Annotated in this window: 12 protein-coding genes and 2 rRNA genes (1 of these 14 running past the window's edge); 8 read left to right on the plus strand and 6 right to left on the minus strand. The window is 68.7% G+C overall.

The window, feature by feature from the left end; all coding sequences use genetic code 11:
- Positions 1 to 129: 129 nt before the first annotated feature.
- A complete protein-coding gene (gene aceE, locus LQ940_RS13425; protein WP_231245013.1) occupies positions 130 to 2,853 on the plus strand; it encodes a pyruvate dehydrogenase (acetyl-transferring), homodimeric type in 2,724 nt (907 codons plus the stop codon).
- A 70-nt stretch (positions 2,854 to 2,923) separates the two neighbouring features.
- On the opposite strand, the gene LQ940_RS13430 is transcribed toward aceE, so the two are convergent.
- On the minus strand, positions 2,924 to 3,874 hold the full coding sequence (locus LQ940_RS13430) for an alpha/beta fold hydrolase (protein WP_231244969.1): 951 nt from the start codon (positions 3,872 to 3,874) through the stop codon (positions 2,924 to 2,926).
- A gap of 172 nt (positions 3,875 to 4,046) precedes the next feature.
- Between LQ940_RS13430 and LQ940_RS13435 the strand changes: the two genes are divergently transcribed.
- From LQ940_RS13435 to LQ940_RS13460, 6 genes are all read left to right on the plus strand, one after another.
- Positions 4,047 to 5,252, plus strand: a complete 1,206-nt coding sequence (locus LQ940_RS13435) for a PucR family transcriptional regulator (protein ID WP_231244968.1) — start codon at positions 4,047 to 4,049, stop codon at positions 5,250 to 5,252.
- Positions 5,253 to 5,330: 78 nt separating this feature from the next.
- Positions 5,331 to 6,515 carry an acyltransferase domain-containing protein gene (locus tag LQ940_RS13440; RefSeq protein ID WP_231244967.1) on the plus strand — a complete coding sequence of 395 codons (1,185 nt, stop codon included), beginning with the start codon at positions 5,331 to 5,333 and terminating at the stop codon, positions 6,513 to 6,515.
- Positions 6,512 to 7,513, plus strand: coding sequence for a beta-ketoacyl-ACP synthase III (locus LQ940_RS13445; protein ID WP_374229558.1), 1,002 nt, complete (start codon positions 6,512 to 6,514; stop codon positions 7,511 to 7,513). The genes LQ940_RS13440 and LQ940_RS13445 overlap by 4 nt, the downstream gene beginning before the upstream one ends.
- 42 nt (positions 7,514 to 7,555) lie before the next feature.
- Positions 7,556 to 7,801, plus strand: coding sequence for an acyl carrier protein (locus LQ940_RS13450; protein WP_231244965.1), 246 nt, complete (start codon positions 7,556 to 7,558; stop codon positions 7,799 to 7,801).
- Positions 7,802 to 7,812: 11 nt separating this feature from the next.
- The gene (fabF, locus tag LQ940_RS13455; RefSeq protein WP_231244964.1) at positions 7,813 to 9,066 is read left to right on the plus strand and encodes a beta-ketoacyl-ACP synthase II; all 1,254 of its coding nucleotides are present in this window, start codon (positions 7,813 to 7,815) and stop codon (positions 9,064 to 9,066) included.
- On the plus strand, positions 9,066 to 10,508 hold the full coding sequence (locus LQ940_RS13460) for an acyl-CoA carboxylase subunit beta (protein ID WP_231244963.1): 1,443 nt from the start codon (positions 9,066 to 9,068) through the stop codon (positions 10,506 to 10,508). Before fabF ends, LQ940_RS13460 begins: the two co-directional genes overlap by 1 nt.
- 10 nt (positions 10,509 to 10,518) lie before the next feature.
- Here LQ940_RS13460 and LQ940_RS13465 read toward each other — a convergent pair whose 3' ends face one another.
- Together LQ940_RS13465 and LQ940_RS13470 are read right to left on the minus strand one after the other, a co-directional pair.
- Entirely contained in the window at positions 10,519 to 11,109 is a 591-nt protein-coding gene (locus LQ940_RS13465) for a GNAT family N-acetyltransferase (RefSeq protein ID WP_231244962.1), read from the minus strand.
- Between the two features lie 353 nt (positions 11,110 to 11,462).
- The gene (locus LQ940_RS13470) at positions 11,463 to 11,981 is read right to left on the minus strand and encodes a DUF3145 domain-containing protein (protein ID WP_231365030.1); all 519 of its coding nucleotides are present in this window, start codon (positions 11,979 to 11,981) and stop codon (positions 11,463 to 11,465) included.
- A 214-nt stretch (positions 11,982 to 12,195) separates the two neighbouring features.
- Between LQ940_RS13470 and LQ940_RS13475 the strand changes: the two genes are divergently transcribed.
- Positions 12,196 to 12,708, plus strand: coding sequence for a hypothetical protein (locus LQ940_RS13475; RefSeq protein WP_231244960.1), 513 nt, complete (start codon positions 12,196 to 12,198; stop codon positions 12,706 to 12,708).
- 16 nt (positions 12,709 to 12,724) lie between these two features.
- Here LQ940_RS13475 and LQ940_RS13480 read toward each other — a convergent pair whose 3' ends face one another.
- From LQ940_RS13480 to LQ940_RS13490, 3 genes are all read right to left on the minus strand, one after another.
- Positions 12,725 to 13,651 (minus strand): tetratricopeptide repeat protein, encoded by a 927-nt coding sequence (locus tag LQ940_RS13480; RefSeq protein ID WP_231244959.1) that lies wholly within the window; start codon positions 13,649 to 13,651, stop codon positions 12,725 to 12,727.
- Positions 13,652 to 13,743: 92 nt separating this feature from the next.
- A 5S ribosomal RNA gene (rrf, locus tag LQ940_RS13485) occupies positions 13,744 to 13,860 on the minus strand.
- 128 nt (positions 13,861 to 13,988) lie between these two features.
- Positions 13,989 to 16,432: ribosomal RNA gene (locus LQ940_RS13490) — 23S ribosomal RNA — on the minus strand; it runs 687 nt beyond the window's last position.

The following is a 16,432-nucleotide window of genomic DNA, read 5'->3' on the forward strand; positions in this document are numbered from 1 at the left end:
CCGTCTCATGGGACGCCGCGTGGCACTACCGGTGGGTAAATTTCGCCCTGTGATGCGGCGTGCCAGGATGGACGCGTGACCGAAGAAACACCCTCCCCTTCAGGCACCCGCCCCGGCAGCACCCCCTCCGTGATCCACGAGGGGCTGCCGACCCAGCTGCCCGACATCGACCCCGACGAGACCTCCGACTGGCTGGCGTCCTTCGACGACCTCGTCTCGGAGCGCGGCCGCGCGCGTGCCCGCTACGTCATGCTGCGCCTGCTCGAGCGAGCCCGCGAGAGCAACGTCGGCGTGCCGGCGCTGCGCAGCACCGACTACATCAACACCATCCCTCCCGAGCGCGAGCCGTGGTTCCCCGGCGACCTCGAGGTGGAGCGCCGGATCCGCGCGTTCCTGCGCTGGAACGCCGCGATCATGGTGTCGAGCGCCAACCGCAAGGGTCTGGAGGTCGGCGGCCACATCGCGACGTACCAGTCCTCGGCGAGCCTCTACGAGGTCGGCTTCAACCACTTCTTCCGCGGCAAGGACCACGAGGGCGGCGGCGACCAGGTCTACATCCAGGGTCACGGCTCCCCGGGCGTCTACGCCCGCGCGTTCCTCGAGGGCCGCCTGAGCGAGGAGCAGCTCTACCGCTTCCGCCAGGAGGTCCAGCACGGCCAGGGCAAGGGCCTGCCGTCCTACCCGCACCCGCGCCTGATGCCGGACTTCTGGGAGTTCCCCACGGTCTCCATGGGCCTGACCGGCATCAACTCGATCTACCAGGCACGGTTCAACCGCTACCTCGCCAACCGCGGCATCAAGGACACCAGCCAGCAGCACGTGTGGGCGTTCCTCGGCGACGGCGAGATGGCCGAGCCCGAGTCGCTCGGCGCGATCCGCGTCGCCGCGCGCGAGGAGCTCGACAACCTCACCTGGGTCATCAACTGCAACCTGCAGCAGCTCGACGGTCCGGTGACCGGCAACGGCAAGATCATCCAGGAGCTCGAGGCCAACTTCCGCGGCGCCGGCTGGAACGTCATCAAGGTCGTCTGGGGCCAGGAGTGGGACCCCCTGCTCGCTCGCGACGTCGACGGCGTGCTCGTCAACAAGATGAACACCACCCCCGACGGCGACTTCCAGACCTACGCCGTCGAGGACGGCGCCTACGTCCGGGAGCACTTCTTCGGCGGCGATCCGCGGCTGCGCAAGCTGGTCGAGCACATGAGTGACCAGCAGATCCACAAGCTCCCGCGCGGCGGTCACGACTACCGCAAGGTCTACGCCGCCTTCGACGCGGCCACCAAGCACGTCGGGCAGCCGACGGTGATCCTGGCCCAGACCATCAAGGGCTGGACGATCGACGCCCTCGAGGGCAAGAACGCCACCCACCAGATGAAGAAGCTGACGCCGGACGACCTCAAGAAGTTCCGCGACCGCCTCTACCTCCCGATCTCCGACCGCGACCTCGAGCGTGCCTACGAGGAGACCGGCGCCGCGCCGTTCTTCCACCCGGGCAAGGACGCCCCCGAGATCGAGTACATGATGGAGCGCCGCCGGGCCCTCGGCGGCTCCCTGCCCCGGCGGGTCAAGCGCGCCAAGGACCTCAAGCTGCCCGGCGACAAGACCTACGCCGAGCTCAAGCAGGGCGGGGGCAAGCACCCGGTCGCCACCACGATGGCCACGGTCCGGCTCCTCAAGGACTGGATGAAGGACCCGGAGATCGGCAAGCGCATCGTGCCGATCGCCCCGGACGAGTACCGCACGTTCGGAATGGACGCGATGTTCCCGTCCGCGAAGGTCTACAACCCGGGCGGTCAGCAGTACGACTCGGTCGACCGGAACATGTTGCTTTCCTACAAGGAGTCGCAGCAGGGCCAGATGCTCCACGAGGGCATCTCGGAGGCCGGCGCCATGGCCTCCGCGACCGCTGCCGGGTCGGCGTACGCCACCCACGGCGAGCACATGATCCCGTTCTACATCTTCTACTCGATGTTCGGCTTCCAGCGCACCGGCGACTCGATCTGGGCCATGGCCGACCAGCTCGCGCGGGGCTTCCTGATCGGCGCCACCGCGGGCCGCACCACGCTCACCGGCGAGGGCCTGCAGCATGCCGACGGCCACTCGCCGCTCCTCGCGGCGACCAACCCCGCAGTCGTGCACTACGACCCGGGCTTCGCCTACGAGGTCGCCCACATCATGAGGTCCGGGCTCGAGCGGATGTACGGCGAGCAGGCCGAGGACGTGATCTTCTACCTCACCGTCTACAACGAGCCGGTCCCGCAGCCCGCCGAGCCGGACGACGTCGACGTCGACGGCATCCTGCGCGGCATCCACCGGATCTCCGTCGGCAAGGGCGACGGGCCGCGCGTCCAGCTGCTCGGCTCCGGCGTCGGCCTGCCGTGGATCGCCCGGGCCGCCGAGCTGCTCCAGGAGGAGTGGGGCGTCCAGGCCGACACCTGGTCGGTGACCTCGTGGAACGAGCTGGCCCGCGACGCCGTCAAGGCCGAGGAGTGGAACCTCCTGCACCCCGGCGACGAGGCCCGCACGGCCTACGTCAGCGACCGGCTGGGCGACGCGGTCGGCCCGGTCGTGGCGGTCTCGGACTTCATGCGGGCAGTGCCGCTGCAGATCGCCCGCTGGGTCCCCGGCGACTACCGCGTCCTGGGCGCCGACGGCTTCGGTTTCGCCGACACCCGCCCCGCCGCCCGGCGCTTCTTCCACATCGACGCCGAGTCCGTCGTCGTCCAGGCCCTCCAGGCCCTGGCCGACGCCGGTGAGATCGACCGCGACGTCGTGGTCAAGGCCTCCGAGAAGTACCGCATCGACGACCCGACCGCCGTCGCGGGCGTCAAGCAGGAGGGCGGCGACGCATAGTCGCTCACCGTCCCACTGCTGACCCGTCAGAAACTTTCTGACGGGTCAGCGGCATTTGGCGGCGCTCCGGTCAGGCGCTGGTGACATCCGTGACCGACGCGAGCGGGGCGACGGGGCTGACCGGGCCTACCTGCCCGTCGCGCAGCAGCCGGCGCCACTTCGAGCGGCTGTAGGTCGCCGGCTGGGTGGTGCGGACGAAATCGTGCACGGTCTTGGCGAAGCGCTGCGGGTGGTCCTTGTGCGGGAAGTGCCCCGCATTGGGGATGACCTCGAGGCGCGCCTTGGGCGCGAGCGCGGCGGCGTTGTTGGCGTGGCGTACGGGGATGACCCGGTCGTCGCGGCCCCAGACGACCGCCATCGGCATCGCGTCGGTGAGGTAGGCGCGATCGGCCATGGTCACGATCTGGCCCTCCCAGTCCACCACCGCGCGTACGACGTGGCGGATCGCGGCGCGCGCGTGCGGGTCCTTGAACGAGTCGTAGATCTCCGCGACCTCGCGCAGGTCGCGGGTGAGCTTCCAGCCCGTCCCGTAGAGCGCGCGCATCCCGGCCAGGCCGACGTGGCGCACGCCCGGCAGCGTGAGCACCCCCATGAGCTGGTGGTAGCCCGGCGTCGTGATGGCGCGGATGAGGGGCGAGACCTCCGGACCGAGGCCGCCGGAGGCGACGAGCATCAGCCGCTCGGTGCGCTCGGGGAACTGGTAGGCGAACTGCATCGCCACTCCGCCGCCGAAGCTGTGCCCCACCACGGTGACCCGGTCGATGCCCAGCACCGTCAGCAGGTCGCGCATGCCGTTGGCGTAGCCGCCGAGGCTGTAGTCGGCGCGCGGCTTGTCGGACAGGCCGTGGCCCAGCAGGTCGGGCGCGATGACCGTGTAGCGCTTGGCCAGCATGTCGATGACCGGCTCCCACGTCGTGTGGTCGCAGCCGAGACCGTGCAGCAGCAGGAGCGTCGGGCCCTGGCCCACCTTCACGAACGCGCGCCGGTGCCCGTGGATCGTGAGGTACTCGACCTCGTGCATGGTTCCCCCCACCGGGCCCTCCTGGAGGACGGCCTCTCAGAATTCAATCAGAGGACCTCCCCTGTCGGTATGACGATTACCCCAATCCGAAACGATTCATCCCTGATCCGCTGGCGTCTGGGCATTTCGATCCTGCCTGCCGCCCACCGGGGCCTAGCCCTAGGCTGAGCGGGTGCCCCGACGCTCCGCCAGCAACCCGCGAGCGCGGGCTGCGACGGCACTGCGGCGCTCGACGGGCGCCCTGAGCACGGCGGCGGTGGCGCGCATGGAGGCGGACATGCCGTGGTTCCGCGAGCTGAGCGCCGAGGACCGGTCCTGGGTCGCGCTCATCATCCAGGCCGGCATCAAGGGCTTCGTCGACTGGTACCCCTCCGACGAGGCGGCGGCGAAGAGCGGCGGGACGGCCCTGGCCGCCTCCGTCTTCGGCGCGGCGCCCCGCGCCCTGGCCGGGGTCATCACGCTGCAGCAGACCGTGGACCTGGTGCGACTCTCGATCGAGGTCGTCGAGAGCAACATCGACGCGGTGCTCGAGCCCGAGGACGCCCCGGACGTCCACGCCGCCGTGATGCGCTACGCCCGGGAGGTCGCGTTCGCGACCGCCGAGGTCTACGCGCGCGCCGCGGAGGCCCGCGGGGCCTGGGACGCCCGCCTGGAGGCGCTCGTGGTCGACGCCGTTCTGCGCGCCGAGACCGACGAGTCCGTGCTCTCACGGGCCAGCGCGGCCGGCTGGGCTACCAACGGCCGCGTCGCCGTCGTCCTCGCGGCGATGCCCGAGCGCCGTACCGAGTCCGACCTCTTCGAGGAGGTACGCCGTGCGGCCCGGGCCGCGGGGCTCGAGGCGCTGTGCGCGGTGCAGGGCGACCGGCTGGTGGTGCTGCTCGGCGGGGTCGACGACGAGAAGCGGGACGCCGACCTGCTCGTCGACCTGGTCGCCGAGGGCCCGATCGTGGTCGGCCCGGTGACCGAGGACCTCAGCCACGCCCACCTCTCTGCGCGGGCCGCTCTGTCGGCCTACCGGGCCGCCGCCGGCTGGCCCGAGGCCCCGCGCCCGGTGCGCAGCAGCGACCTGCTGCCCGAGCGGGTCCTCGCCGGCGACGGCCACGCGCGGCGCCACCTGATCGAGGAGGTCTACGTACCCCTGATGCTGGCCCGCGGGACGCTCATCGAGACCCTGGCCTCCTACTTCGCCACCGGCGCCTCGCTGGAGGCGACGGCCCGGGCGCTCTTCGTGCACGCCAACACGGTGCGCTACCGGCTGCGGCAGGTGGCCGACACCACCGGCTACACGCCCGCCGTGCCGCGCGACGCGCTGGCCCTGCAGATGGCGCTCGTCCTCGGACGCCAGTCGGGACGCGACGCGACGTCGGAGAAGTTGTAGGAACCCTCCAAATTCCCGCCAACACTTTGGTGGGTGGCGGACCCGCGTCCGAGGCCGCGACACCGGCAGAGTGAACGTGTGCTCGTCATCGTCGCCCCCGGCCAAGGGGCCCAGACCCCCGGCTTCCTCGCCCCCTGGCTCGAGGACTCGGTCTTCGCCTCGCGCATCCACTGGCTCTCGGCCGTCGCGGGGCTCGACCTCGCCCACTACGGCACCGAGGCCGACGCCGAGACCATCCGCGACACCAAGGTCGCCCAGCCGCTGCTGGTCGCCACCGGGCTGATCGCCGCCCTGGAGCTCTTCCCGCACCCGATGGACGCCTTCGAGCGTGTGGGTGCGGTCGCCGGCCACAGCGTCGGCGAGCTCGCCGCGGCCGCCGGCGCCCGCACCATCACCGCCGAGCAGGCCATGGTCCTGGTCCGCGAGCGGGGCCTCGCGATGGCCGAGGCCTCCGCGGCCACCCCCACCGGCATGACCGCCGTACTCGGCGGTGACCGCGAGGAGGTCCTGGCGGCGCTCACCCGCCACGGGCTGACCCCCGCCAACGACAACGGCCCCGGCCAGATCGTCGCCGCCGGCACCATGGCGCAGCTCGCGGCCCTCGCCGAGGAGCCCCCCGCCAAGGCGCGACTCATCCCGCTTCCCGTGGCCGGCGCCTTCCACACCGAGCACATGGCCCCCGCGGTGGGCCACGTCGCCGCGCTGGCGCGCTCGGTGTCGGTGCACGACCCCCGCATCCCGGTGATCTCCAACAAGGACGGCCACGTCATCCATGACGGCGCCGAGGTGCTGCGCCGCATCGTCGGTCAGATCGCCAACCCGGTCCGCTGGGACCTGTGCCTGGACACCATGTCCGACCTCGGCGTCACCGGCATCCTCGAGATGCCTCCGGCCGGCACGCTCACCGGCATCGCGAAACGCGCCCTCAAGGGCGTCGAGACGTTCGCGCTCAAGACCCCCGACCAGCTCGACGACGCCCGGGCGTTCTGCGACAAGCACGGTGAGGGCTCGCTCATGAACACCACGCCCACGTGGCGCATGGTCGTCTCCCCCAGCAAGGGCACCTTCCACCTCGACAGCGCGGCCGCCGAGGCCGACGTGCTCGAGGCCGGCGCCACGCTGGGCGACGTCGCCAGCACCCGCGACCGGATCGTGATCACCTCGGCGCACGGCGGCGAGATCGTCGAGTGGCTGGTCGAGGACGGCGACCCGGTGTCTCCGGGCCAGCCGCTCGTGCGCATCCACCCGGTCGGGAGCTACTGATGAGCATCCAGACGAGCGTCGGCTCGCCGTATGCCGCGATCCTGGGCGTCGGGGCCTACCGGCCCACCCGGGTGGTCCCCAACTCCGAGATCGTCGCCGCGATCGAGTCCAGCGACGAGTGGATCCAGCAGCGCTCCGGCATCAAGGAGCGCCGCATCGCGGGCCCCGACGAGACGGTCCAGTCGATGTCGGTGGCGGCCTCCCGGGTCGCGCTGGAGCGGGCCGGCATCGACGCGCGCCAGATCGACTGCGTCGTCGTGGCGACCGTGAGCCACATGATGCAGACCCCGGCCATCGCCACCGCGATCGCCCACGAGCTCGGCACCGAGCACGCGGCGGCGTTCGACATCTCGGCCGCCTGCGCCGGCTTCTGCCACGCCGTCGGTATGGCCAACGACTTCGTCCGGGGCGGGAGCGCCCGCCACGTGCTGGTCATCGGCGTCGAGCGGCTCTCCGACATCACCGACTTCACCGACCGCGGCACCGCGTTCATCTTCGCCGACGGCGCCGGCGCGGTCGTGATCGGGCCCAGCGAGACCCCGGGAATCGGACCGGTCGTCTGGGGCTCCCAGGGCGAGCACTTCGACCACATCCGGCAGGTCGAGGACTGGCGCGACGTGATCGCCAGCGACTCCCCGGTCATGCCGCACCTCACGATGCAGGGCAACGCCGTCTTCCGCTGGGCGGCGTTCTCCATGGCCAAGGTGGGCCAGGAGGCCCTCGACCGGGCGGGGATCGCCCCCGAGGACCTGGACTGCTTCGTGCCCCATCAGGCCAACATGCGCATCATCGACGCGCTGGCCCGCTCCATGAAGCTCCCCGACAGCGTCGAGATCGCCCGCGACATCGCCGAGATGGGCAACACCTCGGCCGCCTCCGTCCCGCTCGCCCTCGAGCGGATGATCGCCGACGGCCAGGCGAAGTCGGGCGACACCGCCCTGCTCATCGCCTTCGGCGCCGGCCTGGCCTACGCGGCCCAGGTCGTCGTCGTCCCCTGACCGCACCACCCAACCAATCACACCGAGATGAAGGAAGTCCCCATGGCAACCACTGAAGAGATCCGCTCCGACCTGGCCGAGATCGTCAACGAGGTCGCCGGCATCGACGCCGACGACGTCCAGCTGGACAAGTCCTTCACGGACGACCTCGACGTCGACTCGCTGTCCATGGTCGAGGTGGTGGTGGCCGCCGAGGAGAAGTTCGGTGTCTCGATCCCCGACGACGAGGTCAAGAACCTCAAGACCGTCGGCGACGCCGTCGCCTTCATCGAGCGCGCCCAGGCCTGAGAGAGCACATCATGAGCAACCGCATCCGAGTCGTAGTCACCGGTCTGGGCACCACCAGCCCCGTCGGCGGTGACGTCGAGAGCACGTGGGAGGCCCTGGTCGCCGGGCGTTCCGGAGTCCGTGAGCTGACCGACGACTGGGCTGCGGAGATGCCGGTCCGGATCGCCGGCCGCGTGGCCGTCGAGCCGACCGAGGTCCTGGAGCGCGTCAAGGCGCGCCGCCTGGACCGCTCGTCCCAGCTGGCGATGGTCGCCGCCATGGAGGCCTGGCGTCATGCCGGCCTCGAGGGCTCCGTCCAGGACGGGAGCGTCGACGGCGACCGCGTCGGCGTGGCGATGGCCTCCGGCATCGGCGGCGTCAACACGCTGCTGGCCAACTACGACATCCTGAAGGAGAAGGGGCCCCGCCGGGTCTCCCCCCTCGCGGTGCCGATGCTGATGCCCAACGCCCCGGCGGCCAACATCAGCCTGTACGTCGGAGCGCGGGCGGCGGTCAACACGCCGGTCTCCGCCTGCGCCTCCGGCAACGAGGGCATCGCCCTCGCGCTGGACCAGATCCGACTGGGCCGCGCCGACATCGTCGTCGCCGGCGGCACCGAGGCCGCGATCCACCCGCTGCCGATGGCCGCCTTCGCCAACATGATGGCGCTGTCCAAGAACCCCGGGGACCCCACCACGGTCTCGCGGCCGTGGGACACCGGCCGCGACGGCTTCGTGCTCGGCGAGGGCGCCGGCGTCCTCGTGCTGGAGTCCGAGGAGCACGCCCGTGCCCGCGGTGCCACGATCTACGCCGAGGTCCTGGGGGCCGGCATCACCGCCGACTCCCACGACATCGCCCAGCCGGACCCCGAGGGGCGCGGCGGCTCGCGGGCGATCCTGCGCGCGCTGGCCGAGGCCGAGATCTCCCCCAGCGACATCTTCCACGTCAACGCGCACGCGACGTCGACGCCGCTGGGCGACATCGCCGAGGGCCTGATGCTGCACGCCACGCTCGGCGACCACGTCGACAACGTCGTCGTCACCAGCACCAAGTCGATGACCGGACACCTGCTCGGCGGCGCCGGCGCGCTGGAGTCGATCGCGACCGTGCTCGCGCTGCACCACCGCGTCGTACCTCCGACCATCAACCTGGACAACCTCGACCCCCAGGTGGAGCTCGACATCGCCACCAAGCCGCGCGACCTGCCGGTGGGCGACATCGCCGCGCTGAACAACTCCTTCGGCTTCGGCGGCGCCAACGTGGCCGTCGCCTTCGGCAGCGCCTGATGAGCGCCCCCACGGCCGAGCGGGTCCCGAAGCCGGCCAAGCTCCCCCGCGACGAGGACCCCCGCAACCCGGTCACCCGCCTGAAGGCGCTGATGGACGAGGGCACTCTCGAGCTGATCACCCCTGACGACGACTCGGGCATGGTCGCGGCCATCGGCCTGGTCGACGGCACCCGCGTCGTGGCCTTCTGCTCCGACGCGACGGTCATGGGCGGCGCCATGGGCGACGTCGGCTGCCGCGTCGTGGTGGACGCCTACCACCGCGCCATGACCGACAAGCTGCCGATCATCGGGCTGTGGCACTCCGGTGGGGCCCGCCTCGCCGAGGGCGTCCTCTCCCTGCACGCCGTGGGCCGGATCTTCCACGTGATGACGCAGGCCTCGGGCAAGATCCCGCAGATCTCGGTGGTGCTCGGCCCCGCCGCCGGAGGCGCCGCCTACGGGCCGGCGCTGACCGACGTCGTGATCCTCGGCCCCGAGGGCCGGATCTTCGTGACCGGACCCGACGTGGTCCGCTCGGTCACCGGGGAGGCCGTGGACATGCTGCGGCTCGGTGGCCCCGAGCCCCACGGGCGCCGCTCAGGAGTGGTCCACATCCTCGCCGACACCGAGCAGGACGCCCTTGACCGCGCCCGCGACGTCGCCTCGCTGCTGGGATCCCAGGGCAGCCTGCGCGTGGAGGACGTCGAGGACCGTGACCTCGAGTCCATGCTCCCGGAGTCGAAGAAGCGCGCCTACGACGTGCACCCGCTCGTGGAGTCGGTGCTCGACGAGGGCACGGCCCAGGAGCTGCACGCGCGCTGGGCGCCCAACATCGTCACCTCACTCGGCCGCTTCGGCGGCCGCACGGTCGGCGTCGTCGCCAACAACCCCCTGCGCCTCGGCGGCTGCCTCGACTCGCTGTCGGCGGAGAAGGCCTCCCGGTTCGTGCGCATGTGCGACGCGTTCGGCGTCCCGCTGATCGTGCTCGTGGACGTCCCCGGCTACCTGCCCGGCGTCGGGCAGGAGTGGGACGGCGTCGTACGCCGCGGCGCCAAGCTGCTCCACGCCTTCGGCGAGTGCGTGGTCCCCCGCGTCACCCTGGTGACCCGCAAGACCTACGGCGGCGCCTACATCGCGATGAACGCCCGCTCGCTCGGCGCCACCAAGGTGTTCGCCTGGCCGGGCGCCGAGGTCGCGGTCATGGGCGCCGTCGCGGCGGTGCGGATCCTGCACCGGCGCAAGCTGGCGGAGGTCTCCGCCGACATCCGCCCGCAGGTCGAGGCCGAGCTGGCCGCCGAGCACGAGCGCATCGCGGGCGGCGTCGACAAGGCCGTCGAGATCGGCGTCGTGGACGAGGTCGTCACGCCCGACCGCACCCGGTCGGCCATCGCCCGCGCCATCGACGACGCGGTTCAGACCCACGGCGTGCTGCACGGCCAACACGGCAACATCCCGCTCTGACTGGGTGTGTCTATGCCGACCGTCGGTACCAGATGTAGGGCCGCTCGTCGCCGGAAAGATCGAGGCGAACTCTCTGCAGACCCAATCGGTCCAGAGCGACGCAGGAGGACCGCTCTCCCGGTAGTACGCGAAAGAGATGCCCAGCCAGTGGCCACTCGTCGAGGATCCAGTCGTTCACAGCCTTGACTACGACCTCAGCCAAGCCGGTGTCCTGCTGATCCTGTCGTAGCCAGAAAGTCACCATGGCGGTGTCGAGCGGAGTTTGGTCGACGAGGTGGCCTGGTGCCTCTGCGCGTATGAGGTACTCGCGAAGCGGATTCATGTACAGGCAGCCGAGCGCCTCGGTCCCCGACGGAGTGAGGATCACGTACGTGAACGCGTGGCGGCGCTTGTGGTCGTCTTCGTGCTGCGCGACGAGTTCAAGGTCATCCGAGAAGGAGAACCCTTGTCCAGGCCAGCGACCATCGCTGTGCGTTCGAATAACGTCGGGGCTCGCCATGTAGCACGCGTAGTCCACAGCGGCAGTGTCCGCGGTGAGCGGGGTCATGACGAAGCGCTCATGCCGCAGCCCCGTGGGAATCACTGCCGCGTCGTCGAGCATCGATCCCCTCTCGCATCTGGATTCAGTGCACGGAGCGGGCAGTCAGGACACCTCCGGATCTGACGCGACGAGTGCCGTCCACACGAGCGCGCTCCCGCCGTACGTTCCCCTGGGAGCCGCCATGCTCGCTCTCGGGCAGGACGCGCAACGACGTGGCAACGCCGGCGACCTCCGGCCAGCCCGTTGCCGACGTGGTCGCGTGTTCTCGAACGACTTCGCCAACTGGTGGGACCGTGCCGTGGGCGAACTCGACGGGCCCGGCGTGCCGGAGGGCGCGGAGGACCGGCTGCTTGTCGTCCGACTCGACTCTACGGACCTCGATGTCGTGGTCTCGGCCGAGGAACAGGGGCTGCTCAGACCACCTGGTGCAACCACCGCACAGGCGCGCCGTCGCCGGCGTGGCGGAAGGTCTCCAGCTCGTCGTCCCACGGCTTGCCGAGCAGGCGGTCGATCTCGACCAGGAGCGTGGTGTCGCCGAGCGCGGCCTTGACGACCGCGGCCTTGAGCCGGTCCTCGGGGATCATGATGTCCCCGTGCAGACCGGTCACGGCGTGGAAGACGCCGAGCTCGGGGGTGTAGGAGAAGCGGGTGCCCTCGGTGGCCGAGGTGGGCTCCTCGGTGACCTCGAAGCGCAGGTGGTTCCAGCCGCGCAGGGCGGAGGCCATCTGCGCAGCCGAACCGACGGACCCGGCCCAGGACAGCTCAGCGCGGTAGGCGCCGGCCTGCGCGGGCTGGGGGGTCCAGACCATGTTCACGGCAACGCCAAGTACGCCCCCGACCGCCCACTCGATGTGGGGGCACAGCGCGGAAGGCGCTGAGTGGACGTAGAGAACGCCCCTCGTCGCCGCGTGGGTGGCAGTGCGTGTGGTCACGGTGACCTCCTTCATCGTCGGCGCGAGCTACGCCTTCCCCAGCGGTCTCGCAATCGATGAACGTCAGTCGTGTGACACGTGTGTAGTTATGTCTCCATTGTGACCTATGAGCCGCCTGAGCACCAGCGGGACCGCTGACCCGTCAGAAACTTTCTGACGGGTCAGCGGGGAGAGGCGCGAGTTGGTGACGGGTCACCGGGCCTACGCTCGGCACATGTCCACCGCGCTGCAGGTCGACCGGCGCCCCCGCTGGGGCTGGGCCGTGGGCGGCGTCGGCGCCGCGGTGCTGGCCGGCATCGTTGTCTGGTACGTGAACAGCCCGGAGCCGCTGCCCACCTCCGAGCGGACGGTGACGGCCTCCACGGCCGTCGGGCGACCGGTCTACGTCGGCGTCTTCGCGCCCACGGCCGACTTCACCCGCCGGCTGAGCCTGTCCGGGGTCAAGGTGCACACGGCGGCCAACACCGACGTCGACGTCGTGCCACTGCTCTGTCAGGGAGGTGGCTTCGGCGTCACCAGCGAGCCGGAGACGTTCTGCGAGGAGCTGGTCGATCCGGAGGGACGATCGTTCGCCGCCGGGGACTCGATCGTGCTGAAGGTCAGCGGGGACGAGTTCGCCCTCGCCGTCATCGACCGCGTGAAGCTCGGCTACCGCGACGGCCTGCAGTGGGCCACCCACGAGGCCGGGTCGGACGCGGTGGTGCGCATCGTGGCCCCCGCGCCCTGACCCCGCCAGCCGGGGATCAGACGCCGAGCTTCTTCTCGAGGGCCTCGGCACGCTCCGCCGCATCCGTCATCTCATCGGAGTCGACCGCGTGCGTGCGGTGGAACCACGTCAGGGCGTCGGTGTCGCGCCCGGCGGCCTCGAGCGTGTCGGCGTAGGCGTAGCGCAGGCGGGTCACCCAGGGTGCTCGGCTCTTCGAGGTCAGCGGCGCGAGCTCCAGCGTGCGCAACGCGGCATCGAGCTGGCCCATGTCGCGACGAGCCCCGGCCTCCACGATCGTCATCTCCGCCTTGGCCTCCGGCGCGAAGTTGGCCACCGAGGGGCTCTTGGCGAGCTTGAGCGCCTGCTCCGGGTTACCGAGCGCGCGGTGGCAGTCGGCCATGATGGGCAGGTACGCCGTGGCACCGTTCATGCGCTTGGCCGCGCGCAGCTCGGCCAGGGCCTCGGCGTAGCGACCGGCGGCGTAGGCGGCCTCGCCTGCCGCCTCGCGCACGACCGCGAGCCGAGGCGCGCGGGCACGGGCCGCCAGCGTGTGCTGGTAGGCGGTCTCCGGGTCCTCGTCGATGACCCGGCCCGCGGCGACCATGTGACGCGCGATCCGGTTGGCCAGCTTCTCGGGCAGGCCCTTGAGCTGGGCACCGATCGCCCGGTCCAGCTCGTCACCGGTGATCTCGGCGGGCAGGTCGGGTCCGTCGTAGAGCGACTGCTCCTGGGTACGCGGCGCCTGGTCGTCCCTCGGACGCTTGAAGTCTCCCGACCGCGCGGGGCGGCCCTGACCGGAGCCTTGCCGTCCGCCGGCGGGCTTGCCCCCGGTACGGCGGTCTCCGGAGGCGCCGCGGCCTCCGGAGGCGGGCTTGCCGGAGGCGGGCTTGCCGCCCCGGCCGGTAGTGGGGCGAGCGCCCCCGGTGCTGCGAGCGGGCCGTTGGCCTCGACGATCCTCAGCCACGATGTCATCCCTTCGGCTGCGGCCATGCGGCCGCGCGGTGTCGTGCGAAATAGCGTAGAGGCCACCATAACGGTGGCCTCTACGAGGTGTTTGTCCGGCGGCGTCCTACTCTCCCACAGCCTCTCGGGTGCAGTACCATTGGCGCTGTCAGGCTTAACTTCCGGGTTCGGGATGGGACCGGGTGTTTCCCTGACGCTATGGCCGCCGTAACTCTATGACCCCATATTACCCGGTCTGGTCCCCCGTGTTAGTTGGGGGGCCACCGGGTGGGGTGGTCTTGTAGTGGACGCGTGCATACGTTGAGTAGCAGGTGGTTGTGGTTTTGGTTGAGGGTTTGTGGGGCAAGCCCTCGGCCTATTAGTACCGGTCGGCTAGGCATTGCTGCTGTATACCTCCGGCCTATCAACCCAATAGTCTGTTGGGGGCCTTAACCCACAAGGGGTGGGAAACCTCATCTTGAAATGTGCTTCCCGCTTAGATGCATTCAGCGGTTATCACTTCCGAACGTAGCTAACCAGCCGTGCCCCTGGCGGGACAACTGGCACACCAGAGGTTCGTCCATCCCGGTCCTCTCGTACTAGGGACAGATTTTCTCAAGTTTCCTACGCGCGCGGCGGATAGGGACCGAACTGTCTCACGACGTTCTAAACCCAGCTCGCGTGCCGCTTTAATGGGCGAACAGCCCAACCCTTGGGACCTACTCCAGCCCCAGGATGCGACGAGCCGACATCGAGGTGCCAAACCATCCCGTCGATATGGACTCTTGGGGAAGATCAGCCTGTTATCCCCGGGTACCTTTTATCCGTTGAGCGACGTCGCTTCCACATGCCGACGCCGGATCACTAGTTCCGACTTTCGTCCCTGCTCGACATGTCTGTCTCACAGTCAAGCTCCCTTGTGCACTTACACTCGCCACCTGATTGCCAACCAGGCTGAGGGAACCTTTGAGCGCCTCCGTTACATTTTAGGAGGCAACCGCCCCAGTTAAACTACCCATCAGGCACTGTCCCTGATCCAGATCATGGACCTAGGTTAGATATCTAGTACGACCAGAGTGGTATTTCAACGTTGACTCCACAACCACTGGCGTGGCCGCTTCACAGTCTCCCACCTATCCTACACAAGCCGAACCAAACACCAATACCAAACTATAGTAAAGGTCCCGGGGTCTTTCCGTCCTGCCGCGCGTAACGAGCATCTTTACTCGTAGTGCAATTTCGCCGAGTCCACGGTTGAGACAGCGCCCAAGTCGTTACTCCATTCGTGCAGGTCGGAACTTACCCGACAAGGAATTTCGCTACCTTAGGATGGTTATAGTTACCACCGCCGTTTACTGGGGCTTAAGTTCTCCGCTTCGAACCCGAAGGCTCTAACAGGTCCCCTTAACCTTCCAGCACCGGGCAGGAGTCAGTCCGTATACATCGTCTTACAACTTCGCACGGACCTGTGTTTTTAGTAAACAGTCGCTTGGGCCTGGTCTCTGCGGCCCTCCCCGCTGCCGACCGTAAAGGTCATGACGGTTCGGGCCCCCCTTCTCCCGAAGTTACGGGGGCATTTTGCCGAGTTCCTTAACCATGGTTCGCTCGATCGCCTTGGTATTCTCTACCTGATCACCTGAGTCGGTTTGGGGTACGGGCGGCGTATAGCTCGCTAGAGGTTTTTCTCGACAGCATAGGATCACCCACTTCCCCCATACGGGGTCGGCGTCACGTCTCAGGTCCGTCATCAAAGACAGTGTCCCGGATTTGCCTAGGACACACCCTACCTGCTTACCCGTGGACAACCATCGCCACGGTTGGGCTACCTTCCTGCGTCACCCCATCGCTTGACTACTACCGGTTCGGATCCCACGCTACGCTCACCCGTCTCGCCCCGAAGGGTCCGATCAGATGAGTTTCAGATGGTTAGCATCACCGGGCTCGTCATGGGCGCTACTTTGCCGGTACGGGAATATCAACCCGTTGTCCATCGACTACGCCTGTCGGCCTCGCCTTAGGTCCCGACTTACCCAGGGCAGATTAGCTTGACCCTGGAACCCTTGATCATTCGGCGCACGGGTTTCTCACCCGTGATTCGCTACTCATGCCTGCATTCTCACTCGTGTCGCATCCACCACTGGATCACTCCGTGGCTTCACCCGCGACACGACGCTCCCCTACCCATCCACACACCTGAACCAACCGGACAAGCCGGCGGCTTAGCTTATATGTGAATGCCATAGCTTCGGCGGATGACTTGAGCCCCGCTACATTGTCGGCGCGGAATCACTTGACCAGTGAGCTATTACGCACTCTTTCAAGGGTGGCTGCTTCCAAGCCAACCTCCTGGTTGTCACTGCGACTCCACATCCTTTTCCACTTAGTCACCGCTTAGGGGCCTTAGCTGATGGTCTGGGCTGTTTCCCTCTCGACAATGGAGCTTATCCCCCACTGTCTCACTGCCGCGCTCTCACTTACCGGCATTCGGAGTTTGGCTAACGTCAGTAACCTTGTAGGGCCCATTAGCTATCCAGTGCTCTACCTCCGGCAAGAAACACACGACGCTGCACCTAAATGCATTTCGGGGAGAACCAGCTATCACGAAGTTTGATTGGCCTTTCACCCCTATCCACAGGTCATCCCCTCAGTTTTCAACCTAAGTGGGTTCGGTCCTCCACGCGGTCTTACCCGCGCTTCAACCTGCCCATGGATAGATCACTTCGCTTCGGGTCTTGATCGTGCTACTAAAGCGCCCTATTCAGACTCGCTTTCGCTACGGCTACCCCACACGGGTTAACCTCGC

It is taken from the genome of Nocardioides sp. cx-173 (assembly GCF_021117365.1).
GTDB lineage: Bacteria > Actinomycetota > Actinomycetes > Propionibacteriales > Nocardioidaceae > Nocardioides.